The following is a 17842-nucleotide window of genomic DNA, read 5'->3' on the forward strand; positions in this document are numbered from 1 at the left end:
CGCGTCTTGGACCCGGCGAAGGGGTGCGAGGCGATCGTTCAGTTCGTCGGCGAGTGGGAAGACCCGCGCACCCGCAGGATGAACCCGCAGGCGGTGTTTCTGCGCCCCGGGGGCAGCGGGGTGGAGTGGATCCGTAACCGCCTCCGGTCCGCGACCCGCAGACAACCACTGGCGGCCCCGGTGGCCCACTTACGAGACCGGGACCCGTGGGATTGGCGGCAGCAACTCGCGTGTCTCATCTGGGTCGTTCTGGCCGCCCCCTGGTGGTCGTCCTGGCCATCGCCGGAGCCCCCGGCCCATGAACTCCTCGCCCCGCCCCGCCCGTCTCGCAGGCGCGGAGTACGGGCGGGGTGCACCACCAGCAAGTCATCCATCCACCACTGACCATGGAGGTACAGATGTACGTGCACTCTGACCGGCTCCCGACCGGCACTCCGCTACCCAACGGGATCACCACGCCCGCCCCGTGGGGGCTGCGCCGAATGACCCCGTACCCCGCGTTCGCGCCGGGTTACGGGAGGGTCGAGCTGGACCCGGTCACCCAGACCGGCCGCTACCTGGACGTGCACGGACAGGTCATGGAGATGCCCGGCCACGGCACCAGCTCCGGCACCAACCCCTCGACGAACACGGGCAACCCGTCCGACGGGCAGGCCGGGGGCGGAGACTCCGACACGGGCAACGACACCGACCAGTGACCCCCACAGGTCCGGTTCTGGTCGTCACCAACCTGGACGACCCCACAGCCGACCTGGTGATTGACGAGCTGCACGGCCGGGGCGTCCCGGTCGTGCGGTTCGACTCCGGGGACTTCCCCACCACCTTGTCGTTCACGGCCTACATGACGCCTCGCGGCATCCAGGGCTCCCTCACCACCCCGTCTCGCACAGCAGACCTCTCGCGCGTCCGGTCCATGTACTACCGCAGGCCCTCCGGCTTCACCTTCCCCCACCTGGACGACCAGACGGCCCGATTCGCCATCACACAGGCCCGCTACGGACTCGGCGGTGTACTCGCCTCCTTGCCGGACTGCCTGTACGTCAACCACCCGCACCGCATCGGCGACGCCGAGTTCAAGCCCGCCGGCCTCGCCGCCGCCGTGGCCTCCGGCTTCCGCGTACCGGCCACATTGCTCACATCGGACTTGGACGCGGCCAGGCAGTTCATCCGGCACTACCAGTCCGTGATCTACAAGCCGTTGTCGACGCCGCTGTACCGGGACGAGAACGGCGTCTCCTGCACCGTCGAAGTGCTGGAGGTGTCAGCCGACGAGATCGACGACTCCGTGGCCGGCACGGCTCACCTTTTCCAGCACCTCGTCGACAAGACCGCCGATGTGCGCGTGACCGTGATCGGCGATCAGATCTTCTGCGTCCGCATCGACTCCGCCCTGTTGGACTGGCGCACCGACTACGACAGGCTGACGTACAGAGTCGTCCACCCGCCGCCCGGCATCACCGAGGCCTTGCGCGCCTACCTCGCCCACTTCGACCTCTTGTTCGGCGCGTTCGACTTCGCCATCGACACCGTGGGGCAGTGGTGGTTCCTGGAGTGCAACCCGTCAGGTCAATGGGCCTGGATGGAACCGGAGACAGGGCTGCCAATGGTCGCCGCGATGGCGGACCTCCTCGAAAGGAAGATGATGTGAGCGACCAGGAGCTGCGGAAGCGGCTCGCCGCACAGCTAACCGCCGGGGGGCAGCTCCGCACCCGGCCCTGGCAGGAAGCGGTGGAGGCAGTACCCCGGCACGAGTTCCTCCGGGGTGGATTCTTCGACCGGCTCGACACTCCCGGGCAGCCCACGGCCTGGACGCCGGTCATGCCTGACGATTCGCTGTGGCTGGAGCGCTGCTACGAGGACGAGTCCCTAGTCACCCAGATCGCCGGGGCCATCACCCCCGGGGACATCCGGGGTGAGATCCTGCGCTCCCCGACGTCGTCCAGCACAATGCCCGGCCTGGTCGTGCGGATGCTCGAAGACCTCCAGGTCGAAGCCGGCCAGCGCGTACTCGAAATCGGCACCGGCACCGGCTACTCCACCGCACTCCTGTGCCACCGGCTCGGCGACGACCTGGTCACCACCATCGAAGTCGACGCGGAAGTGTCCGCCCGCGCGGGCGCCGGGCTCGGAGCACTCGGCTACGCCCCGCACAGGATCGTGGGCGACGGCCTGGCCGGACACGAGGACAGCGCCCCCTACGACCGGGTGATCGCCACATGCGGCATCGTCACCCTGCCTCAGGCCTGGATCGAGCAGACCCGGCCCGGCGGGATCATCCTGGCCACCCTCGGCGGCTGGATGTACTCCTCCGAACTCGCCCGCCTCACCGTGAAGGAGGACGGCACCGCCTTCGGCCGTCTCCTCGGCGGGCAGATCTCGTTCATGCTCGCCCGGCCGCAGACACCTCCCCCACTCGGAGTCCTTCCCGACCTGGACCAGGGTGACGAGCACGCCGCACTCCTCGGCGCCGACGTCGTCAACGCCTGGGACACACGGTTCGTCGCCCAGCTCGCAGCCCCCCGCGCCCAGCGGATCAGTCTCAGCCGCGACGGCCGCACGGAACACGTCCTGCTCGACGTCGAAGGCGGGTCCTGGGCCGCGCTCTACGAGGACAGCGGCCGGTGGCTCGTGCGCCAGGGCGGCTCTGACCGGCTGTGGGATGACGTCCAGGACCACCTCACCCGCTGGAGGAAGGACGGCGCCCCCACCCTGGACCGGTTCGAGGTCACCGTCACCCCCGAACGGCAGACGATCACCTGGCCCACTGCCTGATCCTTCGCACAGCAGCGCCCCCCTCCTCCGTTCTCACGGGAAGGGGGCGACGCGCTTTCCGATACCGGCAGGGTGCTGCCCTGCTCCAGGGAGGTACGACGTGGAAGACGAACCCCTCGACCGGTGGGCCGCACGTCGCCAAGTGCGCCTGCGCAAGCCCGGCGAGAAGAAGGCCATCACTCTCGGCGCCGGCCCGCAGCGCGCCGCCCACCTCGCCCCCAACGCCCCGCGCCTGATCCTCGAATGGGACGGCTTCGCCTGGCAGGCGCTGTCGACGGTGGAGAACCACACGGCGGCCTGCCGTGCCCTCAGCCACACACCCGAAGCCGCGCCTACCGACCGAGCCGAGACGACCGGCTCCATCACCGGACGTAACCCGCTGGCCCCCGGCACCGGCCGTCACCGAAAGACCGGGCCCTGAAGCAGGTCGACCGACGATCGAAACGCAGACCGGCCCGTCCTCACATCGAGAGCGCGGTATGCCCGAAGAACTGTCACCACGCCCATCGGTACGGCCCCTCATGGACGGGTTCGAAGCCATCGCCCGTGCGCGGGGCACCGCCATGATCTCCCTCAGCTTCCCGGAGAACGATCCCAACCTCGCTCTCCGGTACACCGAGCAGGGCTACCGCATCGTTGAGGCCCGAGCTGAATTCCTCCTGGAAATAGGCGACCTGATCCTCCCGTCGACGACGGTAACTTCGGCCACCGACTGGCGTTCAAAGATCTCGGGTAGGCGCGCCGATCGCGCCTACTGCGGGCCCGTCCAGCCCGTCGGGACGTGGCCGAGACGGACGCGCTGCGGGTGGTCGCCGACGGGGACGGAGACCCGCTTGGTCCCGGTGGCGAAGTCGATGGCGGTGACCCGGTCGGCACCGCTCTCGGAGATCACGCACGCCGTGCCGTCCCCGTCGACGGTGGCCCAGTACGGCTTGTCGGCGGGCACCAGCGGCCCCTCGGTGAGGGAGGCGCGGTCCACGACGGTGGCGTAGTCGTCCATGGTGCCCGCGACGCAGAGCTTGGACCCGTCCGGGCTCATGGACATGCCGTGGTGGCGGGAGTCGTTGACCCAGGCGGTGCGGTCCGCGTTGGTGGCGGGGTTGCGGGGAAGTTCCTTGATCCGGGTGATCCGGTCTGCGGCCACGTCGTACTCGACGACCCCGTTGAAGAAGGACACCTGGAAGTAGAGCTTCGACTCGTCGGGGCTGAAGGACATCGGCCGGACGGCGTCGGACAGGTCCGAGCGGCCGAAGGCGTCCAGCCGCTCGCGCATGTCGATCACCCGGACGGTGCGGAAGGTCTGCGCGTCGACGACGGTGATCTTCCGGTCGCCCTTCGTCCAGTCCAGCCACGGCGCGTCCAGGGCGGAGGTCACGTCCCCGATGGAGCTGTTCCACAGGAAGCGGCCGTCTCGGCTGAAGGTGTTCTCGTGCGGCTTGTCGCCGGTCGGGAAGGAGCCGAGCTGCCGCCCGGTGGCGATGTCGAGGACGTGCACGGTGTTGGCGGTGGAGGCGGAGACCGCGACCCGGGTGCCGTCCGGCGAGACCGCCATGTGGTCGGAGCGGAAGCCGGAGACCGGGAAGCGCCAGTTGATCCGGCCCGTGCGCACGTCGATCGAGACGACGTCGGCGAAGCTGGGGCGGGAGGCGACCACGGCGGAGCCGTCGGGGGTGGTGTACATGTCGTCCACGAACTGGTCGTGGCCCTCGCCCGCGCCGCCGCGGATGCCGAGGAAGAAGGCGAGCTTGATCGGGTTGAGGTAGATCTCCCGGAGCCGCTCCTCCTTGTCGGGGATCATGTTGAGCCGGCCCACCTTCGCGAGGTCGCCGGTGGAGGCGAGCACATCGGCGGTGCCCTCCCAGTTGTTCCCGACGAACAGCACCTCGCGGACGCCGGGGCCGACGGCGGCGGCACCCGGGGCCGGAGCCGGGGCGGATGCCGGTGCCGATGCCCATGCCGATGCCGGCCCTCCCGCCAGCGAGGCCGCGATCAGCGCACAGCCGGCGAGGAGCGTACGGACGGGGGTGCGGGCGGTGCGTGCCGTGCGGGGGGTGCGTGCGGTCCGGGACATCCGCTCAACTCCGTTGCAGGAAGGCGCTGTTACCGGCCGGTAAAATATGCGGAACAGCAAAAGGGCGCAACCCTCACGGGGTTGCGCCCTGCACCTCTCCGCTTCAGGCGACCGAGCCGATCCGGCCGATCACGGTCTTCGAGCTGTCCGGGTGGATCGGTATGTGCGCCCCGGTAAGGGCCGCGCCCGAACCGCCGCGGCGGTTCGCGACGATCTCGGCAGCGATGGACAGCGCGGTCTCCTCCGGGGAGCGGGCGCCGAGGTCGAGGCCGATCGGGGAGCGCAGCCGGGCCAGCTCCAGCTCGGTCACGCCGACGTCCCTGAGCCGCTTGTTGCGGTCCTCGTGGGTGCGGCGGGAGCCCATGGCGCCGACGTAGGCGACGGGCAGTTTGAGGGCCAGCTCCAGGAGCGGCACGTCGAACTTGGCATCGTGGGTGAGTACGCACAGGACGGTCCGGCCGTCGACCGAGCCCGCCGAGGACTGGGCCCCCAGGTAGCGGTGCGGCCATTCGACGACGATCTCGTCCGCCTCGGGGAAACGGTTCTTCGTCGCGAAAACGGGCCGGGCGTCACACAGGGTCACGTGGTAGCCGAGGAACTTGCCGATCCGCACCAGGGCGGACGCGAAGTCGATCGCACCGAAGACGATCATCCGCGGCGGCGGGACGCTGGACTCGACGAGCACCTTCAGCGGCTCTCCGCAGAGCCGGCCGTCGGCGCCGATCTCCAGCACACCCGTGCGGCCGGCGTCGAGCATGGCGCGGGCCTCTTCGGCGATGGTGCGGTCCAGTTCCGGGTGGCCCCCGAAACCGCCCTCGTAGCCGCCCTCGCCCCGGACGAGCACGGCGCGGCCCAGGAGCTCGGCCGGACCCTCGGCTATCCGGGCCACCGCCGCGGCCTCCCCCCGGGAGGCCGCCGCCAACGCGGCCGCGAACACCTCCCGCGCGGGGGATCCCACCGGCACCGGGGTGATGAGGATGTCGATGATCCCGCCGCAGGTCAGGCCCACGGCGAAGGCATCGTCGTCGCTGTACCCGAAGCGCTCCTGGACGGTCTCGCCGTCCTCCAGCGCCTGCTGGCACAGCTCGTACACCGCGCCCTCCACGCATCCGCCGGAGACCGATCCGATGGCCGTGCCCTCGCTGTCGACGGCGAGTGCGGCTCCGGGCTGCCGGGGCGCACTCCCGCCGACCGCCACCACGGTGGCGACGGCGAAGTCACGTCCCTGCTCGACCCACCGGTTCAGTTCTTCGGCGATGTCCAGCATTGCGGCCTCCTCGGAGGGGTTCGGTTACCAGTATCGGATGCGTGGAGGGTCAGGGCCTGATCACCGGCCCCGCCTTACTTCACCCCGAGCCATGCCTCGATGGGGTGCTCCGCGAAGAAGATCACGAAGATCACGGTCAGCACCCACATGAAGGCACCGATCTCGCGGGCCTTGCCCTGTGCGATCTTGATGGCCACGTAGGAGATCACACCGGCGGCGACACCTGCGGTGATCGAGTACGTGAAGGGCATGATCGCCACGGTCAGGAAGACCGGGATGGCGGTCGCGCTGTCGGCCCAGTCCACGTGGCGGGCGTTCTGCATCATCATCGCGCCGATCACGACCAGGGCCGCGGAGGCGACCTCACCCGGGACGATCTGCGTGATCGGGGTGAAGAAGAGGCAGGCGGCGAAGAAGAGGCCGGTGACGACGGAGGCGAGGCCCGTACGGGCTCCCTCGCCGACGCCGGTGGCGGACTCGACGAACACGGTCTGGCCGGAACCGCCGGCCAGGCCGCCGATGGCACCGCCGGCACCGTCGATGAACAGCGCCTTCGACAGGCCCGGCATGCGGCCCTTGTCGTCGGCCAGCTTGGCCTCGGTGCCGACGCCGATGATGGTGGCCATCGCGTCGAAGAAGCCGGCGAGCACGAGCGTGAAGACGATCATGCCGACCGTCATGGCCCCGACCTCGCCCCAGCCACCGAAGGAGACCTCGCCGAAGAGCGAGAAGTCCGGCATCGAGACGGCGGAGCCGTCCAGGGTGGGCGGGCCGTTGCGCCAGGCCTTGGCGTCGACGTCGGCGACGGCGTTGACGATCGCGGCGATCACGGTGCCGCTGATGATGCCGATGAGGATCGCCCCGCGGACCTTGCGGGCCTGCAGCATGAAGATGGTGAGCAGGGTGATGCAGAAGATCAGGACGGGCCACCCGGCGAGCTGGCCGACCGGACCGAGCTGGACCGGCGGAGCGAACTCCCCGCCGTTGCCGACGAAGCCGGCCTTCACGAGGCCGATCAGGGCGACGAACATGCCGATGCCCATGGTGATCGCGTGCTTGAGCGCGAGGGGGATGGCGTTCATGATCATCTCGCGGAGGCCGGTGACGACCAGGAGACAGATCACGACGCCGTACATCACGCACATGCCCATGGCCTGCGGCCAGGTCATCTGGGGGGCGACCTGCGAGGAGAGCACGCCGGAGACCGACAGGCCCGCGGCCAGGGCCAGCGGGACCTTGCCGACGAAGCCCATGAGGAGCGTGGTCAGGGCCGCGGCGAAAGCCGTGGCGGTGATGAGAGCCTTCTGGCTCAGGGTGTCTCCGGCGACGTCCTTGCCGGAGAGGATCAGCGGGTTGAGCAAGAGGATGTACGCCATGGCCATGAAGGTCGTGACTCCGCCACGAATCTCATTGCCGACGTTGGAACCTCTGTGGGTGATGTGAAAGTACCGGTCGAGCCAAGAACGCCCGGCGGGGTTGCGAGAGCCGTCGCCGGCCTCTTCCGCGCTGGTCTTGGGCTCTACAGACGACTGGGTCATGGTGCCTAACTCCCAAGGTTCACAGGGGCACCCGCATGGAGATTGAAGACGCGGGATTTGGGAAACTCCGTTTGGCTGCACGACCCGGGGTGACGGCCCGAGGCGACGCGAAATGCACTGCGTGTACTGCGGGTACTGCGGGGGTTCTGCGGTACTGGTGTGGTGCTGGTGGCGGCTCCGGGGTGCCGGGGCCACCGGGTGCTTCGTGGGGGTACTGCCGGTGGGACGGACCGCGAGCGGTGCGGTCTTTTCGTTCTCCGGACTTCTGGCTCCGGGCGGTGCGACAGGAAGTGTGACGTTCCCGGTGTGTCACACCGCCCGGAGAGTCTGTGGGGGTCCGGGGGCCTCGCGGCCCCCGGACCAGGCCGTCCTAGAGGGTGCCGGTGAGGGCTTCCGGACGGATCGGCGTCTTGTTGATCTCCAGACCGGTCGCCGCCCGGATCGCCGCGATGACGGCCGGGGTGGACGACAGGGTGGGGGCCTCGCCCATGCCGCGAAGGCCGTACGGCGCGTTCGGGTCGGCGAGCTCCAGGACGTCGACCGGGATGGTCGGGGTGTCGAGGATGGTCGGGATCAGGTAGTCCGTGAAGGAGGGGTTGCGCACCTTCGCGGTCTTCGGGTCCACGATGATCTCCTCCATGATCGCGACGCCCAGGCCCTGGGTGGTGCCACCCTGGATCTGGCCGACCACGGAGAGCATGTTCAGGGCCTTGCCGACGTCCTGCGCGGTCGCCAGCTCGACGACCTTGACCAGTCCGAGCTCGGTGTCCACCTCGACCACCGCGCGGTGGGCGGCGAAGGTGTACTGGACGTGGCCGTCGCCCTGCCCGGTCTTCAGGTCGAAGGCGACGGTCGGCCGGTGCCGGAACTCCAGCTCCAGGTCGATCGCGTCCTCGCCCTCCAGGATGTCGGCGAGGTCCGCGAGGACCTCTCCGCCGTCGGTGACGACCTTGCCGCCTTCGAGGAGCAGCTCGGCGGTCGCCCACGCGGGGTGGTAGGACCCGTTCTTGCGGCGGCCGATCTCCAGGGCTGCCTCGCGGACGGCCTCGCAGGTGTTCTTCACGGCGCCACCGGTCATGTACGTCTGCCGCGAGGCGGACGTGGAACCGGCGGAGCCGACCTGCGTGTCGGCCGGGTGGATGGTCACCTGCGTGACGCCCAGCTCCGTACGGGCGATCTGCGCGTGGACGGTGACACCGCCCTGGCCGACCTCCGCCATGGCCGTGTGGACCATCGCGACGGGCTCGCCGTTGATGACCTCCAGGCGCACGCGGGCGGTGGAGTAGTCGTCGAAGCCCTCGGAGAAGCCGACGTTCTTGATGCCGACGGCGTAGCCGACACCGCGTACGACGCCCTCGCCGTGGGTGGTGTTGGAGAGGCCGCCGGGCAGTGCGCGGACGTCCGCGCCCTCGCCGGCGGTCTCCCACTGGCGCTCCGGCGGCAGCGGACGGGCCTTGACCCGGCGCAGCAGCTCGGCGACGGGCGCCGGGGAGTCCACGACCTGGCCGGTGGGCATGATCGTGCCCATCTCCATGGCGTTCAGCTGGCGGAACTCGACCGGGTCCATGCCCAGCTTCGCCGCGAGCTTGTCCATCTGGGCCTCGTACGCGAAGCAGGCCTGGACGGCGCCGAAGCCGCGCATCGCGCCACAGGGCGGGTTGTTCGTGTAGAGCGCGATCGCCTCGATGTCGACGTCCTCCAGGACGTACGGGCCGACCGACAGCGAGGAGGCGTTGCCCACGACCGCCGGGGAAGCGGACGCGTACGCGCCGCCGTCCAGGACGATCTTGCACTTCATGTGCGTGAGCTTGCCGTCCTTGGTGGCGCCGTGCTCGTAGTACAGCTTCGCCGGGTGGCGGTGCACGTGGCCGAAGAAGGACTCGAACCGGTTGTAGACGATCTTGACCGGCTTGTTCGTGGCCAGGGCCAGGAGGCAGGCGTGGATCTGCATCGAGATGTCCTCGCGGCCGCCGAAGGCACCGCCGACGCCCGAGAGCGTCATGCGGATCTTCTCCTCGGGGAGCCCGAGGACCGGGGCGATCTGCTTGAGGTCCGAGTGCAGCCACTGGGTGGCGACGTAGAGGTCGACACCGCCGTCCTCGGCGGGTACGGCGAGGCCGGACTCCGGGCCGAGGAAGGCCTGGTCCTGCATGCCGAAGGTGTACTCGCCCTCGACGATGACGTCGGCGCGCTTGCGGGCCTCTTCCACGTTGCCGCGGATGATCGGCTGGCGGTGCACGACGTTCGGGTGCGGGACGTGACCGGAGTGGTGGTCGTCGCGGCCCGGGTGGATCAGCGGCGCGTCCTCGGCGAGGGCCGAGGCCTCGTCCGTGACGACCGGCAGCTCCCGGTAGTCGATCTTGATCTTGGCGGCCGCGCGGCGGGCGGTCTCCGGGTGGTCGGCGGCCACGAGGGCGACCGGCTCACCGTGGTGGCGCACCCGGCCGTTGGCCAGGACCGGGGTGTCCTGGATCTCCAGGCCGTAGTTCTTCATCGCGGCCGGCAGGTCGTCGTACGTGAGCACCGAGTAGACGCCCGGCATCGCGAGGGCCTCGGAGATGTCGATCGAGGCGATCTCGGCGTGGGCGACGGTGCTGCGCAGGGTCTGCCCCCAGAGCATGTCCTCGTGCCACATGTCCGAGGAGTACGCGAACTCGCCGGTGACCTTGAGGGTGCCGTCCGGGCGGAGCGTGGACTCGCCGATGCCGCCCTTGTTGTGCTTCTGGGTGACGTTGGTCGGCGTGCCGGCCGGTACCGTGCGGGTGTTCTGAGCCATGGTCAGACCGCCTCTCCCTGACGGGCGGCCGCCAGGCGGACCGCGTCGAGGATCTTCTCGTAGCCCGTGCAGCGGCAGAGGTTGCCGGACAGGGCCTCACGGATGTCCTGGTCGGACGGATCGCTGTTCTGTTCGAGCAGTGCGTCGGCCTGCACCAGCAGACCGGGGGTGCAGAAGCCGCACTGCACGGCGCCGGCGTCGATGAACGCCTGCTGGATGTTGGAGAGCTCGACGCCCTCGCCGGTCTGGGAGTCGCCGGGCTTGGACTGCCACCGCTTGGCCGCGTCCAGGGACACGCCCTTGCTGCCGCAACCGCCGCCAGTGCCGCACGCACCGCCGTGGCCGTGCTCCTCGCGCTGCTTGGCGAACTCCGCCAGACCCTCGACGGTCACGACATCGCGGCCCTCGACCTGGCCGGCTGCCACCAGACAGGAACAGACCGGCACGCCGTCGAGACGGACGGTGCAGGAACCGCACTCGCCCTGCTCACAGGCGTTCTTCGAGCCCGGCAGGCCGAGCCGCTCGCGCAGCACGTAGAGGAGGGACTCGCCCTCCCAGACGTCGTCGGCTTCCTGCTGACGGCCGTTGACGGTGAAATTGACGCGCATGATTACGCAGCCCCTTCGAGCGAGCGGCCGTGGCCGGTTCCGCGGTACTGCTCCCAGGTCCAGACGAGCTGGCGGCGAGCCATGATGCCGACCGCGTGACGGCGGTACTTCGCCGTGCCGCGGACGTCGTCGATCGGGTTGGCCGCGCCGGTGGCGAGGTCACCGAACTGCTTGGCGATCGACGGGGTGATGACCTTGCCGGACTCCCAGAAACCGCCCTCTTCGAGCGCGGCGTTCAGGAACTCCTCGGCGGCCTTCGCACGGATCGGGGTCGGCGCGGCCGACCCGATGCCCGTACGGACCGTGCGGGTCTCGGGGTGCAGCGCCAGACCGAACGCGCAGACGGCGATGACCATCGCGTTGCGGGAGCCGACCTTGGAGTACTGCTGGGGACCGTCCGCCTTCTTCACGTGGACGGTCTTGATGAGCTCGTCGGCGGCGAGCGCGTTGCGCTTCACGCCGGTGTAGAACTCGTCGATCGGGATCAGGCGCGAGCCGCGTACGGACTCCACCTCGACCTCGGCGCCCGCCGCGAGCAGCGCGGGGTGGGAGTCGCCGGCCGGCGAGGCGCAACCGAGGTTGCCGCCGACGCCGCCGCGGTTGCGGATCTGCGGGGACGCGACCGTGTGCGAGGCGAGCGCGAGACCCGGGAGCTCCGTCCGGAGGTTCTCCATGATCTGCGTGTACGGAACGGAGGCGCCCAGCCGGACCACGTCCTCGCCGACCTCCCACTCCCGCAGCAGGCCGATGCGGTTCAGGTCCAGGAGGTACTCCGGCCGACGGTGGTCGAAGTTGATCTCGACCATGATGTCGGTGCCACCCGCAATCGGCACAGCTGTGGGGTACTCGGCCTTAGCGGCGAGCGCCTCCTCCCAGCTGGCGGGGCGAAGGAAGTCCATGTGCGGCTCTCTTCTTCTTCATCGTGTCGTTCACTTCAAGCCAGGAGGCCCGGGGGGCCCTCGACTGGTCGTTCACGTGCTGTTAACGCGGTGTGGAGCCAGTACACAAGCCGTGCGTCCTTCGGGTGCAGTCACCGAAACCATGAAGGAGTTGGCTGGCGGCCTCCCTCGTCTTGTAGATTCGTATGAAAGGCAGGATGCAACGACCTGCCCGATTTCCAACGGCAACATTCGAGACAGATCGGCGGCGACACCATGCGGCTGCGCGCACTGCTGGAAACCGAGGCGCTGGGGCTGCGGCTGCTGGGCGGCGAGGACGAACTCGACCGGACGGTCCGCGGCGTCATGACGACCGACCTACGGGATCCCAGCCGATACCTCACGGGGGGCGAACTCGTCCTCACCGGCCTGGCCTGGCGAAGAAATTCGGCCGACTCCGAGCCGTTCGTACGAATCCTGGCGAGCGCGGGCGTCGCCGGCCTCGCGGCCGGCGAGGCGGAGCTGGGGGACATCCCCGACGATCTCGTTTCAGCCTGTCGGCGCAACCGGCTGCCGTTGTTCGCCGTGAACGAAGACGTTGCATTCGCCACGATTACCGAGTACGTGGTGCGGCAGGTCTCCGGTGAGCGCGCGGGCGATCTCGCGGCCGTCGTGGACCGGCACCGCCGCCTGATGACGTCAGGCCCCGCGGGCGGTGGACCCGACGTGGTGCTCGATCTGCTCACCACCGACCTCGATCTGCGCGCCTGGGTGCTGTCCCCCACGGGCCGGCAGATCGCCGGCGCGGGAGAACCGCTGGCACCGGGCGTCTGTGCGGCCCTGGCCGGCGAGCACCTGGCGGCGGTCCGCACCGGGCGCAGGGGCCCGCACCGGATCTCCATCCAGGGTATTACGTACTCCCTCTTCCCGATCAGGGGAGCGGGCCGCGGCCCGGGCGGCCCCGGGGCCCGTGACGTGCGGGAAAGCGTGCTCTCGGACTGGCTGCTGGCCGTCGAGGCGGACGCCGGGGACTGGCCCGCCGAGCGGCTCGACCTGCTCCAGGGCGTGACCCAGCTGATCGCCGTCGAGCGCGACCGGCGCGACGCGGCCCGCACGGTGCGCCGCCGCCTCGCCCAGGAGGTGCTGGAACTGGTCCAGACGGGCGCCCCGCCCGCCGAGATCGCCGCCCGCCTGCGGGTCGCGGCCCCGGTGCTGCTGCCCGGGCTGGGCACCGCCCCGCACTGGCAGGTCGTCGTGGCCCGGGTCGACTGGGACGGCGGCGACATCCCCGGCGGCCCGGTGGCCCAGTCGCTGCTGGAGGAGATCCTGGTCGACCCGTCCCTCTCGGGGCCCGAGCCCTCGGACCGGATCGCCGTGGCCCACGCCGGCGACGAGGCCATCGCCCTCGTACCGCTGCCCGCGCTCGCCGCGGAGCCCGGCGAGGAGAAGGGCCCGGACCGCGCCCTGCACGCCGACGAGCTGCTTTCGGCCGTACGGGAGCCCCTGCAGGCGGGTCTCGCCGACGACGGCCGGCTCACCCTGGGCGTCAGCGCCGCCGTGCACTCGGCGGAGGGGCTGCGCGGGGCCCTGGAGGAGGCCCGGCACGCCCGCCGGGTCGCCGCGGCGCGCCCGGGCCGGGTCTGCGCGGCGGGCCACCACGAGCTGGCCTCGCACGTGCTGCTGCTGCCGTTCGTCCCGGACGACGTGCGCCGCGCCTTCACGGCGCGCCTGCTGGACCCGCTGCGGGACTACGACCGCCGCCACCGCGCGGAGCTCATCCCGACGCTGGAGGCGTTCTTGGACTGCGACGGCTCGTGGACGCGCTGCGCGACGCGGCTGCACCTGCACGTCAACACGCTGCGGTACCGGGTCGGGCGAATCGAGCAGTTGACGGGGCGTGACCTCTCGCGGCTGGAGGACAAGCTCGACTTCTTCCTGGCACTGCGGATGAGCTGAACGGATCCGGCCGGGGCGGTCCCCCGCGGCCGGGCGGTGACGACCATACGCCTGACACGTCGTCCGGACTTTGTGAAAGAGTTCACCCGACCCCTTGGCCGAAGGCTCCGATCCGTGCTCTCATTTCGCCCCAGGGCTCAACGACGTGCTGCTTGGTTGCTTTGGGGAGGGCAATGTGGCGGATACCGCCATGTCCGGTGCCGGAACTACCGGGGGAGACGACCCCCTCCAGCGGGCGATATGGCGGCTGCGCTCGCGCGGCTGTTGGACCGACGCGGCAGCCCTGCTGACACCCCACCTGCACGACGCCGGCGCGGCCGTGCAGCGGACCGCGCTGCTGGTCGAGCGGTGCCTGTTCACGGGGCAGGGCTGGGCGGAGGCGGAGGACGCGCTGCGGGTCGCCGAGGCGGTGGCCCGCGACGACGACGAGCGGGGCGCGGCGGCCTGCGAGCGGGGGCAGCTGGCGTACGCGGCGACCGTGCTCGGGGTCCGCGACCGCTCGGACGAGGCCCGCTCCGCCCTGGGCCGGGCGGCCGCGCTGCTGTCCCCCGGGTCCCGGACGCGCCCGCTGCTGGACTTCCGGCGGGGGCTGGTCGCGGAGCACCTCGCGGACGCCCCGCAGTCGGCCCGTCCCGCGTACCACCGGGCCCATGCCGGGGCGCTGGCGCACGGGGACACGCTGCTGCTGTCGTTCACCTGGCGCCACCTCGCGGCGCTGTCCCTGCGGGACGGGGAGGTGGCGGAGGCCCGCAAGGGCTTCGCGGAGTCCCTGCGCATCCGGGAGGACCTCGGCTTCCTGATCGGTACGGCCCCCGCGCTGGCGGCACTGGCCGAAGCCGAGCCGGAGCCGGAGGCGGCCCGCCTGCGCGCGGAGGCCCGCCGCCTGTTCAACCTTCTTGGCGGCATCCCCACCTGGCTGGCCGATCAGCTCCACCCGGACAAACCCAGCCCAGCAGGCGTGTGAGGGCGGCTCCCGGCGGCTCCCGGCGGCTCCGTCGGCTCCCCGCTCAGCGGGCGGTGAAGTGGGCGCGGAGCAGGGGTTCGACCAGCGGGAGGTCACCCGCGATCAGGGCCTCCAGGAGGGCCGTGTGCTCCTCCGCGTCCGCGACGAGCTCCGCCCTGCGGGTCCGCAGGGCCCCCGGGAGGGGCCACTGGGACCTGCGGTGGAGTTCCTGCGCCACCGAGACCAGCTGCTCGTTCCCGCCCAGGGAGAGCACCTCCCGGTGGAAGGCCCGGTCCGCGTCCGCGTACCCCGCCAGGTCGCCGGCCGCCGCGGCCTCGGCCGCTGCGGCCGCAGCCGGCCTCAGCGCCGCCCAGGCCTGCGCCGGGACCGTACGGGCCAGGCCCAGCATCACCGGCACCTCCAGCAGGGCCCGTACCTCCGCCAGGTCCGCCAGGGTCCGCGGCGTACGCGACAGCACCCGGAAGCCCCGGTTCGGGAGGCATTCCACCGCCCCCTCCAGCGCCAGCTGCTGCATCGCCTCGCGCACGGGCGTCGCGGAGACCCCGAAGCGCTCCCCCAGGGCCGGCCCGGAGTAGATCTCCCCCGGCACCAGCTCCCCGCCGACGAGCGCGGCGCGCAGCGCGTCGAGCACCTGCCCGCGCACCGAGTGCCGCAGCATCTTCTGCGCCGGGATCAGCGCCGCCACCCTGCCGTGGGCCGCCTCGTGCACTCGGTCCTCCTCGGGGTCTCGACCTGACCTGCGCCCTCCCGAGAATAGGCGAATCGGTCCCGCAGGTGCTGGTACGGCCGCCCTAGATCAGATAAGGTAAGGCTTACCTCTCTTGCTTCCGACCGTGCGAATCGGTGGTCCCGCCATGCCCGACAGCTCCGTCGTCGCCCCGCCCCCGGCCGGCTCTCCGGTGGCGGACGCTTACGCACGTCTGTCGCAGGCGTACGACCGCCTCCAGGTCGTCGAGCGCGCGGCGCACGAGCCCGCCCCTCGCGGTGTGGGGTGGATCGGCGCGGACGCGCTCGCGGCCGGCGGGCCCGAGGTGGACGGCTACCTCGCCTGGGACGACGCCCAGGTCCTGCGGGACCACGGCCGTCAGGCCCGTCCCGACGTGGTGGCCACCTTCGGGCTGCACCGGTACGCGTGGCCCGCGTGCCTGCTCATCACGGCCCCCTGGTTCCTCGACCGCCGGGTGCCCCACCTGACGGCGCGGGACGTGGCGTTCCACCGGACCCAGGGGCGCATGAGCGTGCGCGTCGAGTCCTTCTCCTGTCTGCCGGACGATCCCGCGGCCGCTCTCCCCGGGGCCCGTGTCGTGCCCGACGAGGAGGCGCTGCGCGCCGAGGTGCGGGCTGCGGTGGCCCACCACCTCGAACCGATGCTGGAGGGCTTCGGCCCGCGCATGCGGCGCGGCCGCCGCGCCCTGTGGGGCATGGTGACCGACGAGATCGTCTCCGGCGTCTGGCACCTCGGGAAGCTCGTGGACGAGGAGCACCGGGCCATGGCCGAGCTGGCGGCGCTGCTGCCCGGCCGGACGGCCCCGTACACCGCCGGCGCGGCGTTCCGCACACTCGAAGGCCCGCGCGGCGAGCAGCTCCCCACCCGGGACCGGGCCAGCTGCTGCCTCTTCTACACGATCCGGCCCGAGGACACCTGCACCACCTGTCCCCGCACCTGCGACGCGGACCGCATCGTCCGCCTCACGGCTGCCGCCTGACCTCTGAACCCACTCGTACGACTGACCATAATCGAACGCAACTCTGGTCGTACGAGCGGTAGTTCGAGTCACAACACCCTATCCGGCGGGCCCCACCCCCCGATGGCGTCCACTTGCCCCGAAACCCGCGTGCCGGGTCGATCTCCTGAGTCACCATGGCTCCCGGAAGGCCGCACACGCGAGGCAGAGGCAAGGGACATCCGCATGAGACTGACCGACATATCGCTGGACTGGCTGCTGCCCGGCAGCCTGCTGATCCTGGGCGTACTTGCGGCAGTTGCGGTACTGGCCCGGGGCAAGCGGGAAGGCGACAAAGCCGCGGCCGAGGACACCTGGGAGCGCAGCGAAGAGCGTCGGCGGCGCAAGGAAGCCGTCTACGGAACCGCCTCCTACGTCCTGCTGTTCTGCTGCGCGGCGGTCGCCGCCGCACTCTCCTTCCACGGACTGGTCGGCTTCGGCCGGCAGAACCTGAACCTCTCCGGTGGCTGGGAGTACCTGGTCCCCTTCGGCCTCGACGGCGCCGCCATGTTCTGCTCGGTGCTCGCCGTCCGCGAGGCGAGCCACGGTGACGCGGCCCTCGGCTCCCGCATGCTGGTCTGGCTGTTCGCGGGCGCGGCCGCCTGGTTCAACTGGGTGCACGCGCCGCGCGGCGCCGGACACGACGGCGCCCCGCAGTTCTTCTCCGGGATGTCGCTATCGGCGGCCGTCCTCTTCGACCGCGCCCTCAAGCAGACCCGCCGGGCCGCGCTGCGCGAACAGGGCCTGATCCCGAGGCCGTTGCCGCATATCCGAATGGTCCGCTGGATGCGGGCCCCCCGGGAGACCTTCGGCGCCTGGTCCCTCATGCTGCTGGAAGGGGTCCGCACCCTCGACGAGGCCGTCGACGAGGTACGCGAGGACAAGCGCGAGCGGGAGCAGGACCGCCACCGCCGGCGCGACCAGAACCGGCTGGACCGGGCCCGCATCAAGGCCCTGGGCCGGCAGAACCGGGCGTTCGGACGCTCCCGCGCCCGCCAGGTCGACGTACCGGGGCTGGCCCCCGGATCGGGCTCCGCGCCGGTCGGCGCGGAGCCCGCCATAGCGGAAACGGGACAGCTGCCCGCCCCGCGCCGCCGGCCCTCCCTGCAGGCCGTGCACGGGCCCGAGATCGCTGAGGTGACCGGCACCCGGACGGTGGACCTCACCGCCGAGGACGACACTCAGACGATCCCCCGCCTCGACTCCCTCGAACGCAAACTCAAGGACCTGGAGCAGCAGTTCGGCTGACGACTGCGCGCGCAGGACCGACCCCGGAGGGCCCGCCGGT

At 71.0% G+C, this 17842-nt stretch carries 15 protein-coding genes; 8 read left to right on the forward strand and 7 right to left on the reverse strand.

Going from position 1 to position 17842, the window contains the following annotated elements:
- Positions 1-398 precede the first annotated feature (398 nt).
- From tgmA to ACIQU4_RS38655, 4 genes are all read left to right on the forward strand, one after another.
- Entirely contained in the window at positions 399-698 is a 300-nt protein-coding gene (gene tgmA, locus ACIQU4_RS38640) for a putative ATP-grasp-modified RiPP (protein ID WP_403741388.1), read from the forward strand.
- Positions 695-1648, forward strand: coding sequence for an ATP-grasp ribosomal peptide maturase (gene tgmB / locus ACIQU4_RS38645; protein WP_403741391.1), 954 nt, complete (start codon positions 695-697; stop codon positions 1646-1648). Before tgmA ends, tgmB begins: the two co-directional genes overlap by 4 nt.
- Entirely contained in the window at positions 1645-2772 is a 1128-nt protein-coding gene (gene tgmC, locus ACIQU4_RS38650) for an ATP-grasp peptide maturase system methyltransferase (RefSeq protein ID WP_403741394.1), read from the forward strand. Before tgmB ends, tgmC begins: the two co-directional genes overlap by 4 nt.
- A gap of 100 nt (positions 2773-2872) precedes the next feature.
- The gene (locus tag ACIQU4_RS38655; protein ID WP_403741397.1) at positions 2873-3193 is read left to right on the forward strand and encodes a DUF6087 family protein; all 321 of its coding nucleotides are present in this window, start codon (positions 2873-2875) and stop codon (positions 3191-3193) included.
- 330 nt (positions 3194-3523) lie between these two features.
- Here the strand turns inward: ACIQU4_RS38655 and ACIQU4_RS38660 are convergent, their stop codons facing one another.
- The 6 genes from ACIQU4_RS38660 to ACIQU4_RS38685 all read right to left on the reverse strand — a co-directional run bounded on the left by ACIQU4_RS38660 (position 3524) and on the right by ACIQU4_RS38685 (position 11931).
- Positions 3524-4843 carry a YncE family protein gene (locus ACIQU4_RS38660; protein ID WP_403741400.1) on the reverse strand — a complete coding sequence of 440 codons (1320 nt, stop codon included), beginning with the start codon at positions 4841-4843 and terminating at the stop codon, positions 3524-3526.
- A 103-nt stretch (positions 4844-4946) separates the two neighbouring features.
- Positions 4947-6110, reverse strand: a complete 1164-nt coding sequence (locus ACIQU4_RS38665; RefSeq protein WP_403741403.1) for an XdhC family protein — start codon at positions 6108-6110, stop codon at positions 4947-4949.
- A gap of 74 nt (positions 6111-6184) precedes the next feature.
- Positions 6185-7648 (reverse strand): NCS2 family permease, encoded by a 1464-nt coding sequence (locus ACIQU4_RS38670; RefSeq protein ID WP_403741406.1) that lies wholly within the window; start codon positions 7646-7648, stop codon positions 6185-6187.
- A 370-nt stretch (positions 7649-8018) separates the two neighbouring features.
- Positions 8019-10424, reverse strand: coding sequence for a xanthine dehydrogenase family protein molybdopterin-binding subunit (locus ACIQU4_RS38675; protein ID WP_403741409.1), 2406 nt, complete (start codon positions 10422-10424; stop codon positions 8019-8021).
- A 2-nt stretch (positions 10425-10426) separates the two neighbouring features.
- On the reverse strand, positions 10427-11032 hold the full coding sequence (locus ACIQU4_RS38680) for a (2Fe-2S)-binding protein (protein ID WP_403741412.1): 606 nt from the start codon (positions 11030-11032) through the stop codon (positions 10427-10429).
- Between the two features lie 2 nt (positions 11033-11034).
- The gene (locus ACIQU4_RS38685) at positions 11035-11931 is read right to left on the reverse strand and encodes a xanthine dehydrogenase family protein subunit M (RefSeq protein ID WP_030155403.1); all 897 of its coding nucleotides are present in this window, start codon (positions 11929-11931) and stop codon (positions 11035-11037) included.
- Positions 11932-12186: 255 nt separating this feature from the next.
- On the opposite strand from ACIQU4_RS38685, the gene ACIQU4_RS38690 reads away from it, so the two are divergent.
- Positions 12187-13866 (forward strand): PucR family transcriptional regulator, encoded by a 1680-nt coding sequence (locus tag ACIQU4_RS38690; protein WP_403741416.1) that lies wholly within the window; start codon positions 12187-12189, stop codon positions 13864-13866.
- Between the two features lie 175 nt (positions 13867-14041).
- Complete coding sequence (locus ACIQU4_RS38695) at positions 14042-14830, forward strand: hypothetical protein (protein WP_403741418.1); 789 nt, start codon at positions 14042-14044, stop codon at positions 14828-14830.
- Between the two features lie 43 nt (positions 14831-14873).
- Here ACIQU4_RS38695 and ACIQU4_RS38700 read toward each other — a convergent pair whose 3' ends face one another.
- A complete protein-coding gene (locus ACIQU4_RS38700) occupies positions 14874-15488 on the reverse strand; it encodes a GntR family transcriptional regulator (RefSeq protein ID WP_403741475.1) in 615 nt (204 codons plus the stop codon).
- A gap of 196 nt (positions 15489-15684) precedes the next feature.
- On the opposite strand from ACIQU4_RS38700, the gene ACIQU4_RS38705 reads away from it, so the two are divergent.
- Together ACIQU4_RS38705 and ACIQU4_RS38710 are read left to right on the forward strand one after the other, a co-directional pair.
- A complete protein-coding gene (locus ACIQU4_RS38705; protein ID WP_403741421.1) occupies positions 15685-16536 on the forward strand; it encodes a (2Fe-2S)-binding protein in 852 nt (283 codons plus the stop codon).
- Positions 16537-16740: 204 nt separating this feature from the next.
- Positions 16741-17802, forward strand: a complete 1062-nt coding sequence (locus ACIQU4_RS38710; RefSeq protein ID WP_403741424.1) for a DUF2637 domain-containing protein — start codon at positions 16741-16743, stop codon at positions 17800-17802.
- Positions 17803-17842 lie beyond the last annotated feature (40 nt).

Origin of the sequence: Streptomyces sp. NPDC090741 (genome assembly GCF_044769045.1) — a bacterium.
Taxonomy (GTDB): domain Bacteria; phylum Actinomycetota; class Actinomycetes; order Streptomycetales; family Streptomycetaceae; genus Streptomyces.

Excerpts from the sequence above, each read along its gene's own strand:
- tgmA (WP_403741388.1), top strand. The coding sequence starts at position 399 with ATGTACGTGCACTCTGACCGGCTCCCGACCGGCACTCCGCTACCCAAC.
- ACIQU4_RS38660 (WP_403741400.1), bottom strand. The coding sequence starts at position 4,843 with ATGTCCCGGACCGCACGCACCCCCCGCACGGCACGCACCGCCCGCACC.
- ACIQU4_RS38665 (WP_403741403.1), bottom strand. The coding sequence starts at position 6,110 with ATGCTGGACATCGCCGAAGAACTGAACCGGTGGGTCGAGCAGGGACGT.
- ACIQU4_RS38670 (WP_403741406.1), bottom strand. The coding sequence starts at position 7,648 with ATGACCCAGTCGTCTGTAGAGCCCAAGACCAGCGCGGAAGAGGCCGGC.
- ACIQU4_RS38675 (WP_403741409.1), bottom strand. The coding sequence starts at position 10,424 with ATGGCTCAGAACACCCGCACGGTACCGGCCGGCACGCCGACCAACGTC.
- ACIQU4_RS38680 (WP_403741412.1), bottom strand. The coding sequence starts at position 11,032 with ATGCGCGTCAATTTCACCGTCAACGGCCGTCAGCAGGAAGCCGACGAC.
- ACIQU4_RS38685 (WP_030155403.1), bottom strand. The coding sequence starts at position 11,931 with ATGGACTTCCTTCGCCCCGCCAGCTGGGAGGAGGCGCTCGCCGCTAAG.
- ACIQU4_RS38690 (WP_403741416.1), top strand. The coding sequence starts at position 12,187 with ATGCGGCTGCGCGCACTGCTGGAAACCGAGGCGCTGGGGCTGCGGCTG.
- ACIQU4_RS38700 (WP_403741475.1), bottom strand. The coding sequence starts at position 15,488 with ATGCTGCGGCACTCGGTGCGCGGGCAGGTGCTCGACGCGCTGCGCGCC.
- ACIQU4_RS38705 (WP_403741421.1), top strand. The coding sequence starts at position 15,685 with ATGCCCGACAGCTCCGTCGTCGCCCCGCCCCCGGCCGGCTCTCCGGTG.
- ACIQU4_RS38710 (WP_403741424.1), top strand. The coding sequence starts at position 16,741 with ATGAGACTGACCGACATATCGCTGGACTGGCTGCTGCCCGGCAGCCTG.